The 20,113-nt window shown below is 62.0% G+C and carries 12 protein-coding genes and 1 pseudogene; 4 read left to right on the top strand and 9 right to left on the bottom strand.

Going from position 1 to position 20,113, the window contains the following annotated elements; genetic code table 11:
• Positions 1 to 18 precede the first annotated feature (18 nt).
• Positions 19 to 963 carry an alpha/beta hydrolase gene (locus E5E96_RS13375; protein WP_171282363.1) on the top strand — a complete coding sequence of 315 codons (945 nt, stop codon included), beginning with the start codon at positions 19 to 21 and terminating at the stop codon, positions 961 to 963.
• A 19-nt stretch (positions 964 to 982) separates the two neighbouring features.
• Here E5E96_RS13375 and E5E96_RS13370 read toward each other — a convergent pair whose 3' ends face one another.
• Positions 983 to 1,885, bottom strand: a complete 903-nt coding sequence (locus tag E5E96_RS13370) for a LysR family transcriptional regulator (protein ID WP_171282362.1) — start codon at positions 1,883 to 1,885, stop codon at positions 983 to 985.
• A 156-nt stretch (positions 1,886 to 2,041) separates the two neighbouring features.
• Here E5E96_RS13370 and E5E96_RS13365 point away from each other — a divergent pair, with 156 nt between their 5' ends.
• Positions 2,042 to 3,082 (top strand): MBL fold metallo-hydrolase, encoded by a 1,041-nt coding sequence (locus E5E96_RS13365; protein ID WP_171282361.1) that lies wholly within the window; start codon positions 2,042 to 2,044, stop codon positions 3,080 to 3,082.
• 19 nt (positions 3,083 to 3,101) lie between these two features.
• On the opposite strand, the pseudogene E5E96_RS13360 reads toward E5E96_RS13365, so the two are convergent.
• Together E5E96_RS13360 and E5E96_RS13355 are read right to left on the bottom strand one after the other, a co-directional pair.
• Positions 3,102 to 4,064 (bottom strand): annotated as a pseudogene (locus E5E96_RS13360) (IS1595 family transposase).
• A gap of 124 nt (positions 4,065 to 4,188) precedes the next feature.
• A complete protein-coding gene (locus E5E96_RS13355) occupies positions 4,189 to 5,484 on the bottom strand; it encodes an HAAAP family serine/threonine permease (protein WP_024946034.1) in 1,296 nt (431 codons plus the stop codon).
• Positions 5,485 to 5,988: 504 nt separating this feature from the next.
• Here E5E96_RS13355 and E5E96_RS13350 point away from each other — a divergent pair.
• Both E5E96_RS13350 and E5E96_RS13345 read left to right on the top strand, forming a co-directional pair.
• Positions 5,989 to 6,897 carry a LysR substrate-binding domain-containing protein gene (locus E5E96_RS13350; protein WP_045790426.1) on the top strand — a complete coding sequence of 303 codons (909 nt, stop codon included), beginning with the start codon at positions 5,989 to 5,991 and terminating at the stop codon, positions 6,895 to 6,897.
• A gap of 106 nt (positions 6,898 to 7,003) precedes the next feature.
• Entirely contained in the window at positions 7,004 to 8,425 is a 1,422-nt protein-coding gene (locus E5E96_RS13345) for an MATE family efflux transporter (RefSeq protein WP_171282360.1), read from the top strand.
• 9 nt (positions 8,426 to 8,434) lie between these two features.
• Here E5E96_RS13345 and pdxY read toward each other — a convergent pair whose 3' ends face one another.
• The 6 genes from pdxY to dnaE all read right to left on the bottom strand — a co-directional run bounded on the left by pdxY (position 8,435) and on the right by dnaE (position 20,079).
• Entirely contained in the window at positions 8,435 to 9,301 is an 867-nt protein-coding gene (gene pdxY, locus E5E96_RS13340; RefSeq protein ID WP_171282359.1) for a pyridoxal kinase PdxY, read from the bottom strand.
• Between the two features lie 72 nt (positions 9,302 to 9,373).
• On the bottom strand, positions 9,374 to 11,506 hold the full coding sequence (locus E5E96_RS13335; protein ID WP_139391135.1) for a lysine decarboxylase CadA: 2,133 nt from the start codon (positions 11,504 to 11,506) through the stop codon (positions 9,374 to 9,376).
• Between the two features lie 76 nt (positions 11,507 to 11,582).
• Positions 11,583 to 12,917: a cadaverine/lysine antiporter gene (cadB, locus tag E5E96_RS13330; protein WP_171282358.1), complete on the bottom strand. Its 1,335-nt coding sequence runs from the start codon at positions 12,915 to 12,917 to the stop codon at positions 11,583 to 11,585.
• Positions 12,918 to 13,708: 791 nt separating this feature from the next.
• Positions 13,709 to 15,229: a lysine decarboxylation/transport transcriptional activator CadC gene (gene cadC, locus E5E96_RS13325; protein WP_130632840.1), complete on the bottom strand. Its 1,521-nt coding sequence runs from the start codon at positions 15,227 to 15,229 to the stop codon at positions 13,709 to 13,711.
• A gap of 403 nt (positions 15,230 to 15,632) precedes the next feature.
• Positions 15,633 to 16,583: an acetyl-CoA carboxylase carboxyl transferase subunit alpha gene (accA, locus tag E5E96_RS13320; RefSeq protein ID WP_171282357.1), complete on the bottom strand. Its 951-nt coding sequence runs from the start codon at positions 16,581 to 16,583 to the stop codon at positions 15,633 to 15,635.
• A gap of 16 nt (positions 16,584 to 16,599) precedes the next feature.
• Positions 16,600 to 20,079, bottom strand: coding sequence for a DNA polymerase III subunit alpha (gene dnaE / locus E5E96_RS13315; protein ID WP_171282356.1), 3,480 nt, complete (start codon positions 20,077 to 20,079; stop codon positions 16,600 to 16,602).
• Positions 20,080 to 20,113: the final 34 nt, after the last annotated feature.

Genomic DNA, 20,113 nt, shown 5'->3' with positions numbered 1-20,113 from the left:
CTTTGTGAGGAACAACCGATGACACAGCAACAATCGGTCCGCTTTGCCCACCACCACTGGGACGTTGCCGCCACCCTGCGCCTGCCTGAGGGATTTGATGCCGGCCAACACTATGCGGCCATCGTCTGCGCCCACCCCATCAGCAGTTGCAAGGAGCAGACTGCCGGCGCCGTCTACGCCGAGGCCCTGACCCGGGCCGGCTTCATCACCCTGGCCTTCGATGCTTCCACCCAGGGAGAGAGCGGCGGCGAGCCGCGTTTTAGCGAAGACCCCGCTACCCGGGTCGAAGATTTTCGCTGCGCCGTCGACTACCTGGTGACCCTGCCCTTCGTGGATGCCGACAGCATCGGCGTACTCGGGGTGTGCGGCGGCGGTGGCTACGCGGTGAACGCCGCCATGACCGAGCGCCGCTTCAAGGCGGTGGCCACCGTGGTGGCGGCCAACTACGGCCGCATCCTGCGCCAGGGGGATCTCACCCCGGATGCGGCCCTCAAGACTCTGGAGGCCATCGCCGCCCAGCGCACCGCCGAGGCGCACGGCGCCGACACCATGGTGACGGGCTATATCCCGGGCTCGGAGGCAGAACGCGAGCAGGCGGGGCTGCACGACATCGACATCGTCGAAGCGGTGCAGTACTACACCACGGCGCGCGGCCAACAACCCGGCTCCCCCAACAAGCTGCGCATGAGCAGCCTGGGGCCGGCCATGAACTGGGATGCGTTTGCCTTTGCCGAACTGCTGCTGACCCAGCCCCTGCATATCGTCATCGGTGGCGGAGCGCCCGGGGCCTTCGGCTCATATCGGGACGGGTTCGAGCTCTTTGGCCGTGCCCGCTCACAGCAAAAACGCTTGCAGATTGTCGAGGGGGCCAGCCATTACGATCTCTACGACCAGCCCGACGCCACCGGCCAGGCACTGGCACAGATAGTCCCCTTCTTCAGGCAACACCTGGCGCAGGCATAACCCAATCACCGCAGCCGGCTCATGCCGGCTGCGGTGATTTGTCGGCCAGCGCCTCAGCCAGAAAGTCCCCCAGCAGGGTAATCTTGAGCACCTGCCGGCGCTCTGCCGGGTAGATGAAATGGAGGGTTTTGTCCGGAATGCGGTAGGTATCGAGCAGGGGCAGCAGCCGTCCCGCAGCGATATGCTCTTGCACCTGATCGGCAGGCTGCAAGCTGATGCCGGCCCCTGTCAACGCTGCCGTCAGCAGCGCCGGCCAGTGGTTGATGCGAAGACGCGAGGCTACCCGCACCTCCTCGCTCTGGCCATCGCCCCCGACAAACTGCCAGCGCTCGTGCTCGCCCCAGTTGCCGTGCAGGCACTGGTGGCTGGCGAGATCGGCCGGCTGACGGGGCACACCGTGACGAGCGAGGTAGTCGGGCGCGGCACAGAGCCGGTAGTGCTGGGTCAGCAGCGGGCGGGCAATGAGCGCCTCATCCTGCGGGCGCAAGGTGCGGATGGCGGCGTCAAATCCCTCCTCCACCAGATCGACCCAGCGCGGGGTGAGCTGCAGATCCACTTCCAGCTTGGGGTAGCGGTCGAGAAAAGCGGGTAGCAGCGGCACCAGCCGATGGTGGCCAAAGCTTAGAGGGGCGGCGATGCGCAGCCGCCCGGCCGGCTCGGCCAGCAGGTGCTGGGTGAGCGACTCGGTCAGCGCCAGCTCCTCCAGCACTCGCTGGCAGCGAGCCAGAAACAGCTGGCCCAGCTCGGTCAGGGTCTGCTGGCGGGTGGTTTTGTGAAACAGCTTGCCCCCCAGCCACTGCTCCAGCCCCTGCACATGCTTGCCCACCATCTGGGCGCTGATCCCCTGCTCGTTTGCCACCGCGCTGTAGGAACCGAGATCCACCACCCGGGTGAAGATGCGCATGCTGGTCAATCGGTCCACAACCCCTCCTTTGCCCCGCTCCGGGGCCATTTAGCCCGCAGCAAGCGGCCCACATTAACAACCAAAAGTTTAGTAAGAAATGGTTTTTAGCCAATTTATCGCACTTTTGGTTACCAATATAGTGATCAGCAACCTCACCCATCAGGACATATATCCATGAAAAGTACCTATCTGGCCGCCCTGCTGGTCGGTCTGCTGGCCACCGGCGTCAGCCAGGCTGCCGAGAGCAGCTTTATCAACCCGCAGCAGAACGCCCCCGTCAGCGCGACACTGGCCGCGACTCAAGCCCAGCCCGATATCTTCCGGGTCAGCCTGCTCGGCACCGGCACCCCGGTGCCCCAGATCAGCCGCGGCGGTTACAGCACCCTGGTCGAGGCGGGCAACCAGAAGCTGGTGTTCGACTTTGGCCGCAACTCCGCCACCCGCTTATGGCAGCTGCATATCCCCATCGGCCGGGTCAACGCCTTCTTTCTCACCCACTTCCACTCGGATCACACCAACGGGCTGGCGGATCTCTGGCTGACCGGCTGGCTGCAACCGGCCTATGGCCAGCGCCACGCGCCGATGGAGCTTTACGGACCCAGGGGCACCGATGCCCTCGCTCACGGCCTGCAGCAAGCCTACGCCACCGACATCGCCACCCGGGTCAAGGATGAAGGCACGCCACTGGACGGGGTGAAGATCAACAGCCACGAGGTAACAGCCGGGGTGGTCTACAACCAGGATGGGGTCAAGGTGACCGCCTTTGACAACGACCACGGGGTCAACATCAAGCCGTCGTTTGGCTATCGCATCGACTACCACGGCCACAGCGTGGTGCTCTCCGGCGATACCCGCTACAGCCCGCAGGTGGTGAAAGAGGCCAAGGGGGCCGATCTGCTGGTGCACTGCGTCTCCATGACCTCCGCCGCCCGCATGAAGGCCAACCCGGGCTACCAGGCGATCGCCGGCCACCTCGCCTCTCCCGAGCAGGCAGCCAGGGTAATGAACGAAGCCAAACCGGCGCTGACCGTGTTCAGCCATATCGGCCTCAACGGCCAGCTCGGGGTGAAGGATCTGGCGCAGAGCCTGCGCGCAAGTTACTCCGGCCCCTTCGTCATCGGCAATGACCTGATGCAGATTGACCTGCCCACTACCGCCTCCGGCAAGGGCTACGCCCTCTGGCAGGCGGAGAACATCGACAACGCCCAGCCCTGAATCCCGGCCATAAAAAAGGCTATGTCCCAATTACGTGTTGCATGGGGCGCCCCAGCGCCTCATGCAAGCAACGTGAGATATTCACTTCCTGCCCATAGCGTTCCAACATCCTTCGCCAACCCAGATAATTCCTCAGATAGTGGGTCGCGACCCCATGGAACCGTTCCATCCACTCCTTCAATCGCCTGTGGTACCCGTTCACATGTTGGATGTGATATGCACCCACCACCCGCTCTCCCGCTCGATTGCGCACCACTTGGTGTGTTATCCCTTGCCTCTCGCTGAAACTGGCATACACCCCGGCACCATCGCTGCACAGGACGGCATCCGGGGCGATAAGTGGCCGAAGCACTGCCTTCACCGCCCTGACATTCAACTATTCCAACTGGAAGTCAGCCAGGTGGCCTGCTCTGTCTTGCACCACCATCACCGGGATGTAATCCGGTCCTGTGCCTCGGGTACGGCCTTTACCTCCACGATGGCGGGCCGGGCGGGACAATCCGCGCTGTCCTTTGAACGACTCTAGGAAGAAGGTCTCATCGACCTCGACGATACCCTCTTCCCGTACCGCCTGGTGGCTAGCCATGGCCTTCAGGAAGCGGTGACGCCACAAAAAGGCGGTGTTTTTACCGACCCCACAGCGGAGCGCCGCCTGCCGGACGGTCAGACCGTCGATGAGGGCCTGTGCATAGTCTTCCCAGCATTGTGGCTTGCGAAGTCGGGCGAGAGGCGTGTTGGTGAGAACGGAACTGGTGCGCAAACACTGCTTGCAGCGATAACGGCGCAGCCCTCGAGACCAGCCCCAGGGAGCCAGCAGTGTGGCCGCGGCCTAGCAGTGAGGGCAGCATTGGCATGCGGGCAGTTGAGTGGCCAACGAGGTGATGGGGTGAGGGGTGGTGAGTTCCTGTTGCGCGAGACGACGCTGACGCAAAGTGAGCAATGGGAAGAGGGACAGTAGATGTTGAAAGGCTTGGGTATCCATGATGGTGGCCCTCAAGGTGATGACCTACTTCAAGGTTAGCCTTTCAACACATAACTGGGACTGAGCCATAAAAAAGCCGCCTCTTGCGAGGCGGCTTCTTCATTCAAGCGGGTAACCAGTGTTATCAGGCAATCAGCTTGTAGATGATACCGGACATGGCGATCAGGCCGATGATGGTCACGAACACGTTGCTGATGTTGCCAGCGTATTTGCGCATGGCCGGAACCTTGGTGATGGCGTACATCGGCATCAGGAACAGCAGCATCGCGATGATGGGGCCGCCCAGGTCTTCAATCATGCCGAGGATGCTCGGGTTGATGGTGGCGATGGCCCAGGTGGTCAGGATCATGAACACTGCAGTCACTTTGTTCAGCTGCTTGACGTCAACGTTCTTGCCTTTCTCACGCAGGGACTTGGCCATCAGACCGTTCATGCCCTCTTGTGCACCCAGGTAGTGACCCAGGAAGGACTTGCTGATGGCGACCATGGCGATCAGCGGAGCCACGGTGGCGATAACCGGGTTGTCGAAGTGGTTGGCCAGGTAGGACAGGATGGAGATGTTCTGTTCTTTGGCAGCAGCCAGGTCAGCCGGGGAGAGGCTCAGTACGCAACTGAATACGAAGAACATCACGGTCATCACCATCATGACGTGGGCGCCCAGCAGGATGTTGCTGCATTTCTTCTCGGCACCTTCACCGTAACGACCCTTGTTGTCCACCGCGAAGGAGGAGATGATCGGGGAGTGGTTGAAGGAGAACACCATGACCGGGATGGCCAGCCACAGGGTCTTCAGGAAGTCACCGTTGAAGGCGTCACCCAGAGCCGGAGCTTCAGTGATGATGGCACCGTTCCAGTGCGGGATCAGGTAGAGTGCCAGGCCCATCAGGGTGATCACGAACGGGAATACCAGCACGCTCATCGCTTTGACGATAACCTGGCCGCCGAGGCGAACGATCGCCATCAGACCCAGGATCAGCGCCAGAGACAGGATGGCACGGGGAGGTGCAGTCATGCCCAGCTGGTGCACCATCAAGCTCTCGACGGTGTTGGTGATGGCTACCGAGTACATCAGCAGGATCGGGTAGATGGCGAAGAAGTAGAGCAGGGTGATGAACTTGCCTGCGGTCTTGCCGAAGTGCTCTTCTACTACCTCGGTGATGTCGCCATCACGGGTGGAGCCGGACAGCACGAAGCGGGTCAGGCCACGGTGTGCGAAGAAGGTCAGCGGCAGGGCCAGGACCAGCATGGCAACCAGCGGCCACAGACCACCTACACCGGCGTTGATCGGCAGGAAGAGTACACCGGCACCGATGGCGGTACCGTACAGACCCAGCATCCAGACCACATCGGCCTTGTTGATGCCACGGGAAGACGCATTACTGGCTAAGCTGCCTTCTACTGCAATGTTCATGTCAGACATAGGGGTGTTCCTGTCATCAAGGAAAATAGAAAATTTCTAGTCAACCGGGCGCAATGCCCTGTTCCATCTCCCTGGAACTCCTGCAGTCCATCCCTGTTATTCTCATCCCGTCGGCCCGGCAAGCTGGTCATCACTCCATGTAACAACCAAATTGCAACAAACAAGCCGGCGGGTCATAGGCCCGAGGGCCACAAACGCGTCAGACTTTACAACTCGCTAACACGCTTTTATTCCGATGCGCTGACTCTAATTAAATCCCCTTAGCGATCACAGTGTTTTTTTGAATTAATCAACCAAAGTTTGACTGGAATCGCCTTTCTGGCGTCAGAGATCACGTTACGAGCCCAATTTTGTGAACAGCCGTTAACAAATAGAGGTAGTTTCACCCGTATCTATATCCTTGTAGGTACAACAATTTGCTTACATTCGTTCATTTGTTGCTCAGGTTGTGCCTCGCCGTCCGCTGACGTACCCTGTTGCTCAACATTTTTTCGCTGAATTAATATGGCCATCACCCGTACCGATCTCGCCGAACTGGCGGTGTTTGCCGCCGTCGCCCGCCACCAGAGTTTCAGCAAGGCCGCCCTCGAACTCGGCGTGTCTGCCTCCGCCCTGAGCCACAGCCTGAAAGGGCTGGAGACCCGTTTGGGAGTGCGCCTGCTCAATCGCAGTACCCGCGCCGTGGTGCCCACAGATGCCGGTCAGCGCCTGTTGACCCAGTTGCTGCCGACTTTGAGCCATCTGGAGAGCGCGCTGGGTGAACTGGCCCGTCACAGCGACGAACCGGTAGGAAGGCTGAAGATCAGCGCGCCACGCGGCGCCATCGATGAGTTGCTGGCCCCGGTGCTGATCGATTACATGGTGCGTTACCCGCGCATGCAGGTGGAGGTGGTGGAGCAAGAGTTGATGCCGCGCCTCATCGAAGATGGCTATGACGCCGCCCTCTTTTATGGGGATCTGCTGCCCAAGGAGATGATCGGGGTACCGCTCGGCCCGCCCCAGCGCTATCTGGTGGTGGCCGCCCCCGCCTATCTGGCCGAGCACGGTACCCCGCAGCACCCGCGCGAATTGACCCGGCACGCCTGCATCGGCTATCGGCTCACCCCCTCCCATCACTATCGCTGGGCCTTTGCCGGCGAGGAGGGATCCATGCTGGAGATCGAAGTGACCGGGCCGCTCACCACCAGCACGCCGGCCCTCTACCTGGGAGCGGCCGAGGCGGGGCTGGGGCTGGCCTACTGTCTGGAAGAGGAGGTAAGCAGGCAGCTGGCCGAGGGCACCCTGGTGAGCGTGCTGGAGCCCTGGTGCCCCACCTTCGTCGGTTTCTCGCTCTTCTATCCCAGTCGCCATCAGCTGGGCAACGGGCTGCGCGCCCTCATCGACATGCTCAAGGGACACTACCAGCCACGCTGATTGATGAATATGGCTCATCAATTCATCAAGTAGAAACCGGATTATCGATAAAAAAATATTAATCTAGACTATCTGCTCGATAATCGAACTCCCCAAGAGAACAGATATGTCTGCCTACTTCACTCTGCGCCAGCGGGCGATGACCCGCCGTTTCTGGGGCTATGCCCTTCCCTCCATCATGGCCATGCTGGTCTCCGGCGCCTACTACCTGGTCGATGGCATCTTCGTCGGTCACTACGTGGGGGCCGCCGGCCTCGCCGGCATCAACCTGGTCTACCCGGTCATCATGGTGCTGATCGGTCTCGCCGCCATGATCAGCATGGGGGCGGCCACCGCCATCTCCTTCCAGCAAGGCGCCAGAAATTTCGGCCTGGCCCGCCAGGCGCTGGTCAATGCGCTCTGGCTGCTGGGGCTGCTGGGCGCCGTGGCACCGCTGCTGCTGCACTACTGGCACGTCGACATCCTGCTGGCACTGGGCATTGAACAGGGTACCGACACCTGGCAACAGGCCAGCGACTACCTCTACTGGATTGGCGGCGGCACCCTGCTGCTGGCCTGCAACCTGGCGGTGCCCTATCTGCTGCGCAACGATGGCCGCCCCCGTCTCGCCATGCTGCTGGTGAGCAGCGGCGCCATCTTCAACATCATCCTCAACTACATCATGGTAGGCCGGTTGGGGCTGGGTCTGATCGGTACGGCGCAGGCCACCCTCATCTCGGAAGGGGTCGTCAGCCTGCTCGGGCTGGGTTATTTCTTTACCCACCATGCCAAGCTGCGCATAGAGTGGCGCCACCTGGTGCCCGACTTTCCGGCCATGCCGAACCTGCTGTTCACCGGCCTGCCGAGCCTCATCGCCCAGTTCAACCTCGGCCTGCTACTGCTGCTGCACAACAGCCAGCTGATGGTGCACGGTTCGGTCAAGGATCTGGCCGGCTTCACCGTGGCGGGTTACACCGAGGCGGTGTTCATCGTCATCCTGCAGGGACTGGCCTTCGGCATCCAGCCGCTGGTCAGCCAGGCGGCCGGCGCCAAACGTCATCGTGACCTCAAGTTCCTGATGGAGATGGGGCTCAAGATCACGCTCGTCTACGGTCTGGCGGTCTGGCTGCTGATCCAACTGCTGCCGCGCCAGGTGGCCATGCTCTACACCGGCGACCAGGATGGCGAGCTGCTCGCGGCCGCCATCAGCAGCCTGACCCTCAACCTCGGCGCCATTCCGCTGGAGGGGATCATCATGTTCGGCATCGTGCTGCTGCAGTCCATGGCCCGTACCCGACAGGCGCTGCTCATCTCGGCCGCCAAGACCCTGCTGCTGCTGCCGCTGATCTTCATGCTGCCGCTCTGGTGGGGCCGGGACGGCGTACTGCTGGCCCAGCCCACCACCGTGGTGTTGCTGACCCTGCCGCTGTGCTGGTTGCTGTGGCGCGAGTGGCGCCGCCTCAAGCTGGCCTGTGCCCCGCTGAGCCGACCCGGTCGCAAGCCGCTTGGTGCGCGCCAGGGTGTACAACTGGCTAGGCGTGCCGGCTAAACGCTGCCATCAGGCCGGCAGCCGGCGGGCACAGGTGCGGATCTCGGGCTCGACCATCGCCTGCTGGGTGGCCACCAGCTGCAGTTCGTAGGCGCCCGCCAGCCAGGTCTGGGCCAGCACCGCATCCACGCTGGCATTGGTGCGCTCGAACGCCGCCACCGGCGTAAAGCCCGCCAGCAGGTTGGCCAGCATGGTGGCGCTCAGCAGATCCCCCACTCCGATGGGCTGACGCTGAAACTCATAGAGGGGGCGCGAGATATGAAACGCCCCCTCTTCGCACACCAGCAGCATCTCGAACCGGTCCAGGCTCAAGCCGGCGCGGCCCAGATGCTTGACCATCACCAGCTCCACTCCACCTTCACGCAGTTGCTGGCACGCCGCCAGCGCCTCGCTCAGATTGCAGATCTCGCGGCCGGTCAGCTGCTCCAGCTCCAGCAGATTGGGGGCCAGCAGGTCGGCGCAGGCCAGCGCCCGGTTTTTCAGAAAATCGGCGACGCCGGGCGCGACTATGCACCCCTTGTCGGGATGCCCCATCACGGGGTCGCAAAAATAGCGGGCATTCGGATTGAGTGCCTTGAGGTGGGCCACCGCCGCCAGGATCTCCTCCCCCTGCTCGGCCGAGCCGAGATAACCGCTCAGGATCGCATCGCACTGCCCCAGTACGCCGATGTCGGCCAGCCCCGCCATCAGCTGGCGGATATGACCGTTTGGCATCACCATCCCCTGCCAGCCTGCGCTGTACTGGGTATGGTTGGAAAATTGCACCGTGTTGACGGGCCACACCTCCAGCCCCATGCGGCGCATGGGAAACACGGCGGCGCTGTTGCCGGCGCAGCCGAACACCACGTGGGACTGGATGGAGAGAACTCGCTTCATGCTGACTCGCAAAAAAATGGATGAACCCAGATGGGAAAAACGGGCCTTGCGGCCCGTTGTTGTCACTCTCGCTTAGCGCAGCACCTTGACGGTGTAGCTGCCATCGGCCTGACGATAGAGGCCGTGGATGTCGGTCTCGAAGCCCGGGTAGTGGGCGCCGATCTCGCACAGCATCTCGAGGAACTCGAGCACCGGCAGAGAATCCTTGGTCACCATCTCGCCCGGCAGCACCAGCGGTACTCCCGGCGGGTACGGCAGGATCATGTTGGCGCTGATGCGGTCCACCATGTCACGCAGCGGCACTTCCACCACGTTGCCGGCCAGCTCTTGCTGCCAGGCGGCATGCGGCGTCATCTTCATCTCCGGCAGCACGTCGAACGCCTTGAACATCAGCTCCGGCAGGCGGTACTTGCTGGTCAGCTCGTGAATGCGCTGGGCCAGCTCCTGGATGCGCATCCCTTCGTAGAAGCTCGGGTCTTCACGATAGAGGCTCGGCAGTATGCTCTTGATGGTCAGGTTCAGGTCATAGCCACGCTTGAACTCGGTCAGGGCACGCAGCAGCTGCATCGCCTTGGACTGATCGATACCGATGGAGAACAGGAACAGCAGGTTGTAGGGGCCGGTCTTCTCCACCACGATGCCGCGCTCGTCCAGGAACTTGGAGACCAGCGAAGCCGGGATGCCGTTGTCCAGCAGCTGACCATTGCGACCCATGCCCGGGGTCAGCAGGGTGACCTTGATGGGATCCAGGTACATGTGGTTGTCGTCGATGTCCTTGAAACCGTGCCAGTCATCTTTCGGATCCAGCTTCCAGCACTCGACGGTATCGATGTCGTCCGGCTGCCATACGTCGAAGAACCAGCCTTCGCTCTGCTCGCGCAGACGCTTGATCTCTTTGCGGAAGGAGATGGCGCGATCGATGGAGTCCTTGATCAGCCGCTTGCCGGTGTTGCCACGCATCATGGCGGCGGAGATCTCGGTGGAGGCCACGATGCCGTACTGCGGCGAGGTGGAGGTGTGCATCATGAAGGCTTCGTTGAAGGTCTCTTCCTCCACGTCGCCCTTGATGTGGATCATCGAGGCCTGGGAGAAGGCCGCCAGCAGCTTGTGGGTGGACTGGGTTTCATAGAACACCTTACCCGGCATCGCTTCGCCGCTCATGCCGCACTTGCCTTCGTAGATCGGGCTGAAGTTGGTGTAGGGCACCCAGGCACTGTCGAAGTGAATGTAGGGAGTGTCCAGCGCCTCCTTGATGAAGCCGGTGTTGTAGAGCAGGCCGTCATAGGTGGAGTTGGTGATCACGGCGTAGCGCGGCGCCTGGGCACCCGGGGTGGCGGCGACCTTGGCTGCAATGGTCTCGCGGCTGAATTCGCTCTGCGGGATGCCACCCAGAATGCCGTAGGCGTTGCGGGTCGGACGGAAGTAGAGCGGGGTCACGTCGTTCATCATCATCAGGTGAGTGAGCGACTTGTGGCAGTTGCGATCCACCAGCACAGTGCTGCCGGCCGGCGCAGAGTACATGCCGACGATCTTGTTGGCGGTGGAGGTGCCGTTGGTGACGATGTAGGAGCGATCGGCATTGAAGGTACGGGCGATGTACTCTTCGGCTTCCTTGTGCGGACCGGAGTGATCCAGCAGGGAGCCCAGCTCCGGCATGGAGATGGAGACGTCGGCCTTGAAGGCGTTCGGGCCGTAGAAGTCATAGAAGATGCTGCCGGCCGGGCTCATCTGGAAGGCGGTACCGCCCATGTGACCCGGAGTACAGAAGGTGTATTTACCCTCTTCCACGTACTTGAACAGCGCCTTGGTGAAGGGTGGCAGGATGGCGTCCTGATACTCCTGGGTGGCCTGACCCATCTTGAGGGCGATGTCGTCGGCCATGCCGAGACGGTACTCGAAGAAGTGCACGTTCAGACGCAGGTCGGTCAGGTGAATGTCCAGGGTGGACTGATCGTTGGCGAAGGCGAAGATCGGCAGCTTCTCGTTGCGATCGTGGATCTCCTTGCACAGGCCCAGGGAGTATTTGTCCCAGTCGAAGATGGCGCCGCAGACGCGGGGGTTCTTCTCAATCAGCTTCAGCAGGTCGGCCACGTCGACCGGATAAACGACCTCGAAACCCTTGCGCTCGAGGGAGGCTTGCAGCTGGCGAATGGGCTCTTCTTTGAAGAAGACGCCGAGGTGGTTGAGGATGGCAATGATGTTCATCGTAATGCTCCACACGTGATGGGGCGCTCTCCATCGGGGATGGTGAGTGAAGAGCGCTCGGAAAAGGAAAACGGAATTAGTGGCTGGTCTGCTCTTTGAGCAGTGCGTCGTGCTGACGCAGACCCTGTTTCTTGGCGTAGAACATCAGGATGATGAGCGACACCACGAAGGTAGCGGTGAGGTTGGAACCCTTGGCACCCATCAGGGCCACCAGGCAGAACACGCAGGCGACACCGGAGAAGATCATGGCGCCGATACTGCGGGAGGTCATGCCTTCAAAACGGATCAGGTTAATGCTGGAGTAGAAGTAGGGCAGCATGGTCAGCAGCACCGCATCTGTGGTCAGCACGTTGAAGAGATCGGCCGCGTGGGCGGACTGGGAGGTGAAGGCGGTCAGGCCAACCATCAGCGCAGTCATCTTGAGGGAGCCCAGGATCAGACCCTTCTTGGCGACGCCGTTCTTGTCCACTTCGCCATAGATTTTCGGGAAGTTGCCGTCGTGGGCGGCACGCTTGCCCGCCTCGCCCACCAGCATCATCCAGGAACCCAGCGAGGTGAAGCAGGCCAGCGCGGTGAAGGCGGAGACGAACGGCGCGGACCAGCTGCCGAAGATGGCGGAGGAAGCCATGGCAAACGGCGCACCGGAGGCAGCCACTTCACCGGCCGGGAACATGCCGCTGATCACCTGGGTAGAGAGGATGTAGATGACGCCAGCGATACCGGTACCCAGCATGGTGGCGAGCGGTACGGTGCGCTTGGGGTTCTTCACCATGCCGGAAGAGACGGCGGCGGACTCGACGCCCACGAAGGACCAGAGGCAGATCAGCACGGCGCTGATGACGGCATGCAGGTCGCTGCCGCTGGTGGTGTTCCAGTTCTGGCTGTAGACGGTGGCATCAAAATGGCCCCAGCCCATCACGGCAGTACCCACTACCGGCAACAGGATCAGCACCAGACCCAGGGTACAGAGTCGGCTCACCCAGCTGCCGCCAAGCAGGTTGACGAAGGTGAAGATCCAGACGGCGGCGATGGTGGCCGCGGCGGCCGGGATCGGGCTGTTGAGAATGGGGAAGAATACGGAGAGGTAGGAGACGCCGGTAATGGCGATGGCCAGGTTGCCGATCCAGTTGGCGTGGTAGTAGAGCACACCGGTCTGGAAACCGAACACAGGGGAGATCTCGCCGGCGTAGGCGATGGGGCCACCCTCTTGCGGGTTCTTGGTGGCGAGGCGGGCAAACACGAAGGCCAGCCCCATGGCGCCGACCAGGCAGATGGCCCAGCTGAACACAGAGATGGAACCTATGGTGGCCAGGGCCGAGGGCAGCAGTGCAATACCGCTCCCCATCATGTTGCCGGCCACCACACCTGTACAGGCGACAAGGCCGATCTTCTTGTTCGTATCTAGGGACATAAAATCTCCGGGTCGATATTAAGGCATCAAACACACGCTTGGCGGAGCATCCCGCCAACCAATGGCCACAGACTAGGCTCCTCGGCCCCGGAAAACATAAAGACCAGCTAAGGGATAAAAACATGAGTGAACTTTTTCGACCGGGCGGCCTGAATCGATAAAAACACTTTAAAAACAAGCAGATGAACAATGCATCATCAAGCACCTTGATAAAATCTTGATATCCGCCGCCCCCTTGATGCGGCCGATAAGTGCCAGTCGACACGCCTTGATATTTTTCTGAGGGGCGCCACGGCATAAAGCGCGTCATTCATAACCCGCCGAGTCCGGATATGCCCGGCAGACGGGTTCGCACAGCCCCTTTTGCTGGGTGTTTTTGCTCCTCCCTCGGCCGTGGGCACGCTCTCGCCTTCGGCCGGCAGCGCCATGCCAATGCCCGGCCGCTGCAACAGGCGCCGGCTGGCGACCACAACTGCACCGCGCTCCAGGCTCAAGACAATATCAAGGCAAAGGTCGGGCACCTTGAGTGCTTGCAGCACGGTAAACACCGGCACCAGCTCGGCTGGTTCAGAGGTTCAGAGGTTCAGAGGTTCAGAGGTTCAGAGGTTCAGAGGTTCAGAGGTTTGATGCTGGCGCCAAGGATGGTGGCAACCATGGCTCATGCCTGCACGGGGTTGACCTAGGATGGGTACGGCTGAGAGATGATGTCAGGCGGCGCACCCGCCGGTGGCCCTAGGCAACCGGCGGGGAGCGCCACCTTGGCGACAGGGCCAGGATGGCCCCGGCAGGAGTCAGAACAGCTTCACCTTGCTCTGGCCAAGGGCATTGAACAGGGCCGGGGTGAGGGTTTCCATGTTGCTGTAAAAACCGAGCTGCTGGCAGAGCAGATAGGTCTGCTCGGTCGCCTCCATCAGGAAGGCCTGGCTGTAGGCATCCCCCGCCGCCTCGGGGCGGCCATCCAGTTCGGCCAGCTTGCCGCGCAGAATGTGATAGAGCACGGAGCGGCCCCGGCTGGCGGCCTCGGCCAGCAGCCGGGTAGCCTCCTGCTGCTGCCCGTTCAGGATCGCCTGCAAGGTAAGGGCCTCCCAGACCCGGGCCGGCAGGGCGGCCTGATCCCGTACCACGCTGGCCAGATGGGCACCTATGCCCTGCAGGCGCTCGCTCTGGGGAGTTCCCGTCAGGGTCGCCAGCGCCTCCCCGGCCAGATAACGCTCCGCCAGCAGCAGCGGCTGATCCGGCTGACTGGCCAGCGACTTGTCGAGCAGCTCGACGCCGCGTCTGAGGGCCACCGGATCCTGGCTGTTGATGTAGTAGTGCGCCTCCATCATGGCCATCAGCGCCCCGTCATCCGTCGGCCAGCCCATGCCGGGCAGCACGTCCGGCTGATCGAGGGCGCGCAGCAGATCCTGGCTGCTCGCCTGCAATACCCCGTGCACGTTGTGACGGCTGAGCTGGTACTGGTGGCTGAACAGCACCCGGTTGGTGTTGATGTTGCGGTACTCTAGATCGAGATAGGTGCCCCCCGGCTGGCGGGAGACCCGCACGCTCAGCTCCTTGCCGGGCAGGATGCCCCCCATCAGGGTATTGGCACCATACTGCACCCGCAGCGGCGTGGCGGCGGCCACCTCCCCCATCAGGGCGCGGGTGATACCGTCCGCCAGGCGCACGTTCTCGTTGCTGCCATCCATGCCGGAGTGAAAGCGAAATACCAGCAGGTCGGGATCCAGCATGGAGTGCACTTGGGGGCTGGCGTGCTGATAGCTGAGCAGGCTGACGATGGAGACCAGGATCACCGCCACGAAGACATCGAAGCCGATCATCTTCCAGCGGCTGCGGCCATCCTGGGCATGGCTCGAGATGGCCCGGGTCAGCGGGCCGGCCGGGAAGGGAGCTGCGGTGACCACGGCCTCGGCGTCCTCCTCCGCCAGCGGCGGGCTCGGATCGCTCTGGACCTCGTCGCCGGCTGGCGCCATCACCACCGACACCACTTGCAGCGGCCGCACCGGCGCCACCAGCTTGTAGCCACGCTTGGGCACGGTGACTATGTAGTCGGCGGCATCGTTGCGACCGTCTTTGAGGATCTTGCGCAGCTCGAAGATGGACTGGGTCACCACCTGATCGGTCACTTCGGCGCCATCCCACACCTCGTTGATCAGGCAGTCGCGCCCAAATACCGTGCCGGCGTTGCTGGCCAGGAAGCGCAACAGATTGACCAGCCGGGGCTCGAGGTAGACCTCGCGGTCGGGACGACACAGCATGTTGTCGTCGACGCTCAGGGTCCAGTCATGGATCTCAAAAACCGATTCGCTCATGATTCACTCGCTGCAGATGGAGACGATGCACGATGAGAGTGACGTAACACCGGGGCGGCTGGACGCAGCAGGGTGCTGCACAAGACTGGGCCGCCGGGAAGGTGAACATTCCTGTGAGTCAGGCCGGGCTGGCCTGTTTACGTCCGCAGAGCGTCCTTGCGGGCATGCCGATCGGGTCGATCGGAAACAATCACTTTAAGCAAAACGGGAGCGGGATCCCACTTTTTTCGGCCACAAATCGCCGTTGAATTGATCCAACAGGGGAGTTTTGGCAAACATCGTGCCAACAGGTATTCATATGAACAGGATTTTTCACTGCCCCGCTCTCGCCAAAACGCTCGCCCAAAAAAGAAGGCCCCCGCAGAGCGGGGGCCTTCCAGCCTGGTGCGATACCGCAGCGGGCTTAGCAGTAGCCGTAGCCCAGCAGGCGCTGGTAACGCTGCTCCAGCAGCTGCTCGGTCTCGAGCGGGCGCAGGGCGTTCAGATCCTGCTGAATGCGGTCTTTCAGGCGCTTGGCCATCTTTTCCACATTGCGGTGGGCGCCACCGAGTGGCTCCTCGACGATGTTGTCGATAAGTTTCAGCTCCTTCAGGCGCTGGGCGGTGATGCCCATGGCATCGGCCGCGACCGGCGCCTTGTCGGCGCTCTTCCACAGGATGGAGGCGCACCCTTCCGGCGAGATGACCGAGTAGGTGGAATACTGCAGCATGTTGACGCGATCGCCGACACCGATGGCCAGGGCGCCGCCGGAGCCGCCTTCACCGATCACGGTGCAGACTACCGGCACGGTCAGACCGGCCATCACTTTCAGGTTGCGGGCAATCGCCTCGGACTGGCCGCGCTCTTCGGCACCGACGCCAGGATAGGCGCCCGGGGTGTCGATGAAGGTGATGATCGGCATCTTGAAGCGCTCGGCCATCTCCATCAGGCGCAGGGCCTTGCGATACCCTTCCGGACGCGGCATGCCGAAGTTGCGTTTGATCTTCTCCTTGGTCTCGCGCCCCTTCTGGTGGCCGATGACCATCACCGGCTCGCCGTCGAGACGGGCGATGCCGCCGACGATGGCCTTGTCATCGGCATAGGAGCGATCGCCGGCCAGCTCGTCGAAGTCGGTGAAGATGTGCTCGATGTAGTCGAGGGTATAGGGGCGCTGGGGATGACGCGCCATCTGGGATACCTGCCAGGCCCCCAGATCGCCGAAGATCTTCTTGGTCAGCTCTTCGTTTTTCTTCTCCAGCCGACGGATCTCTTCTTTAAGATCCACGGCGTGATTGCCTTCACTCACATGACGGAGTTCGTCAATCTGCGCCTGCAACTCGGCGATCGGCTGTTCAAAATCCAGAAAAAGACTCATAGGGACTATAGATCCTCTAATCAAAAACCAATTCAACCCGCTCTCGTCCAAGCAGGACGCGCAAGTCATCTATCAGTTGATCGGTGGGCGTCACCCGCCACTCGGTACCGAGCGTCAATCGCGCCCGGGAACCGGGGCGACGATAGTTTACCTGAACCGGACAAACTCCGGCACGGGCGGGTTCCAAAATCTCGCACAAACGCGGGAAAAAACGATCATCAATCTGCTGTTCATCGAGAGAGATGCGGATCGCCCTGGCAAAACGCTCTCTCGCATCGTTGATATCCAGTAATTCACGGGCCGACATTTTAAGGCCACCGGAGAAGTCATCAAAGCTGACCTGTCCAGAAACCACCAAAATACGGTCTTTTTGCATCAATTCTTCATACTTTTCCAGCGCTTCACTGAACAGGGTCACATCGAGGCGACCGGAACGGTCGTCCAGGGTGAAGATCCCCATCTTGTTGCCACGCTTGGTCACCATGCTGCGCGCCGCGATCACCAGCCCCGCCGCCGTGGTCACGGTATCGCGGGAGGTGGGGTGCAGATCGCACAGCCGGCCAGAGGTATAACGACGCAGCTCGCCGCTGTACTGGTTGATGGGGTGACCGGTGAGGTAGAGCCCGAGGGTCTCGCGCTCCCCTTCCAGCCACACCTTGTCAGGCCAGTGCGGCACGTTGGCGAACGCCTTCTTGACGTCGTCTATCTCTTCGGTGAGCACGCCGAACATGTCGACCTGACCCACCGCCTGCGCCTTGGCGTGCTGCTCGGCGGCGCGCATCGCCTCCTCCAGGGTCGCCATCAGGGCGGCGCGGTGGGGGCCGAGCCGGTCCATGGCGCCGGAGAGAATGAGCTTCTCCATCACCCGCTTGTTGAGCTTCTTGATGTCGACCCGGTTGCAGAAGTCGAACAGATCGCGAAACGGCCCGTCCCGATCCCGCGCTTCCAGGATCGCATCGATGGGACCTTCCCCCACCCCCTTCACCGCGCCGATGCCGTAGACGATGTGACCATCTTCGTTGACGCTGAAGCGGTAGCGACCGGTGTTCACGTCCGGCGGGATCACGGTGAGCCCCATCCGCTGGCACTCGTCCACCAGGGTCACTATCTTGTCGGTGTTGTCCATGTCGGCAGTCATCACCGCCGCCATGAACTCCGCCGGGAAGTGGGTCTTGAGCCAGAGGGTCTGGTAGGAGACCAGCGCATAGGCGGCGGAGTGGGATTTGTTGAAGCCGTAGCCTGCAAACTTCTCCACCAGATCGAAGATCTTCATCGCCAGTTCGCCGTCGACGCCGTTCTTGACCGCCCCCTCCTCGAAGCCGGCCCGCTGCTTGGCCATCTCTTCGGGTTTTTTCTTGCCCATCGCCCGGCGCAGCATGTCCGCGCCACCCAGCGTATAACCCGCCAGGGTCTGGGCAATCTGCATCACCTGCTCCTGATAGAGGATGATGCCGTAGGTGGGCTCGAGGATCGGCTGCAGACTCTCGTGCTGCCACTTCTCGTCCGGATAGGAGATGGCCTCCTTGCCGTGCTTGCGCTCGATGAAGTTGTCCACCATGCCCGACTGCAGCGGGCCCGGGCGGAACAGCGCCACCAGAGCGATCATGTCTTCGAAGCAGTCAGGCTGCAGCCGCTTGATGAGATCCTTCATGCCGCGGGATTCCAGCTGGAATACCGCGGTGGTCTCGTAGCGCTGCAGCAGGTCGAACGAGCGCTTGTCGTCGATGGGGATGGCGGCGATGTCGACCGGCGGCTTGCCCTCTTTGGCAAGGCGCGGGTTAATCATGCCGAGCGCCCAGTCGATGATGGTGAGCGTGCGCAGGCCGAGGAAGTCGAACTTCACCAGCCCGGCGTACTCCACGTCGTTCTTGTCGAACTGGGTGACCGGGTGATGGCCTTCGTCATCGCAGTAGAGCGGCGCGAAGTCGGTGATCTTGGTAGGCGCGATCACCACGCCACCGGCGTGTTTACCGGCGTTGCGCACCACCCCTTCCAGCCGGCGCGCCATGTCGATGAGGTCCTTGACCTCCTCGTCCTGCTCGTAGAGCTCGGGCAGCTTGGGTTCGGCCTCGAACGCCTTGGCCAGGGTCATGCCCGGATCCGGCGGGATCAGCTTGGAGATGCGATCGACGAAGCCGTAGGCGTGGCCCAGCACCCGGCCCACGTCCCGCACCACCGCCTTGGCCGCCATGCTGCCGAAGGTGATGATCTGGGATACCGCCTCCCGGCCGTACATCTCGGAGACGTGGTCGATCACCTCGTCGCGCCGGTCCATACAGAAGTCGACGTCGAAGTCGGGCATGGATACCCGCTCGGGGTTCAGGAAACGTTCGAACAGCAGGTCAAATTCCAGCGGATCGAGATCGGTGATCTTGAGGGCGTAGGCCACCAGGGAACCCGCCCCCGAGCCCCGGCCCGGGCCAACGGGGATGCCGTTGTCCTTGGACCACTGGATAAACTCCATCACGATGAGGAAGTAACCCGGGAAGCCCATCTGGTTGATCACTTTGAGCTCGATGTCGAGCCGCTCGTCATACTCGGGACGGCGCTCGGCCCGCACCGCCGGATCCGGGAACAGGAATTCCAGCCGCTCCTCCAACCCCTCTTTCGACTTCATGACCAGGAAGTCTTCGGTGGTCATGTCACCGGTCGGGAAGTTGGGCAGGAAGTATTCGCCGAGGCGCACCGTCACGTTGCAGTGCTTGGCGATCTCCACCGTGTTCTCCAGCGCCTCGGGGATGTCGGCAAACAGCTCCGCCATCTCCTCCTGGCTGCGCAGATACTGCTGCGGGCTGTAGCGGCGCGGCCGACGCTTGTCCATCAGGGTATAGCCATCGTGGATGGCGACCCGGATCTCGTGGGCGTCGAAATCATCGGCGGTGAGGAACACCACCTCGTTGGTGGCCACCACCGGCAGCGCGAACTCGGTAGCAATCGCCACCGCCATGTGCAGGTAGACCTCTTCATCGGGACGGCCGGTACGCAGCAGCTCCAGGTAATAGGCGTCGGGGAAGTGAGTCTGATAGAAGGCGAGACACTGCTCGGTCATCTGGCGGTTGCCCTTGAGCAGGAACTTGCCCACGTCCCCCTCGCGCCCGCCGGAGAGCACGATCACCCCCTTGGCGTGTTCGGCCAGCCAGGCCTTGTCGATGACCGGGCGCCCCTGCACGTGACCGCGCTGATAGCCGCGGGAGATGAGCAGGGTGATGTTCTGGTAGCCGTCGTTGTCCATGGCGAGCAGGGTGAGGCGGAACTGCTCGTCGCCGAGCTCGTCACTCTGCACCCAGAAGTCGGCCCCGACGATAGGCTTGACGCCCTTGCCGTGGGCGGCGCCGTAGAAGCGCACCAGGCCGCACATGTTCATCTGGTCGGTCAGCGCCAGCGCCGGCATGTTGTTGGCCGCCGCCGCACCGACGATGGGATTGATCTTCTGCAGGCCATCGACCATGGAGAAGTCGGAGTGGACCCGCAGGTGGATAAAACGGGGTTCAGCCATCGTCATCCCCTCTCGTTGCTCGGACTAAAGTGCA

Origin of the sequence: Aeromonas sp. 1805, assembly GCF_013085525.1 — a bacterium.
In the GTDB taxonomy this organism is placed as follows: Bacteria; Pseudomonadota; Gammaproteobacteria; order Enterobacterales; family Aeromonadaceae; genus Aeromonas; species Aeromonas hydrophila.
This window is presented reverse-complemented; position numbering and strand designations above follow the sequence as displayed.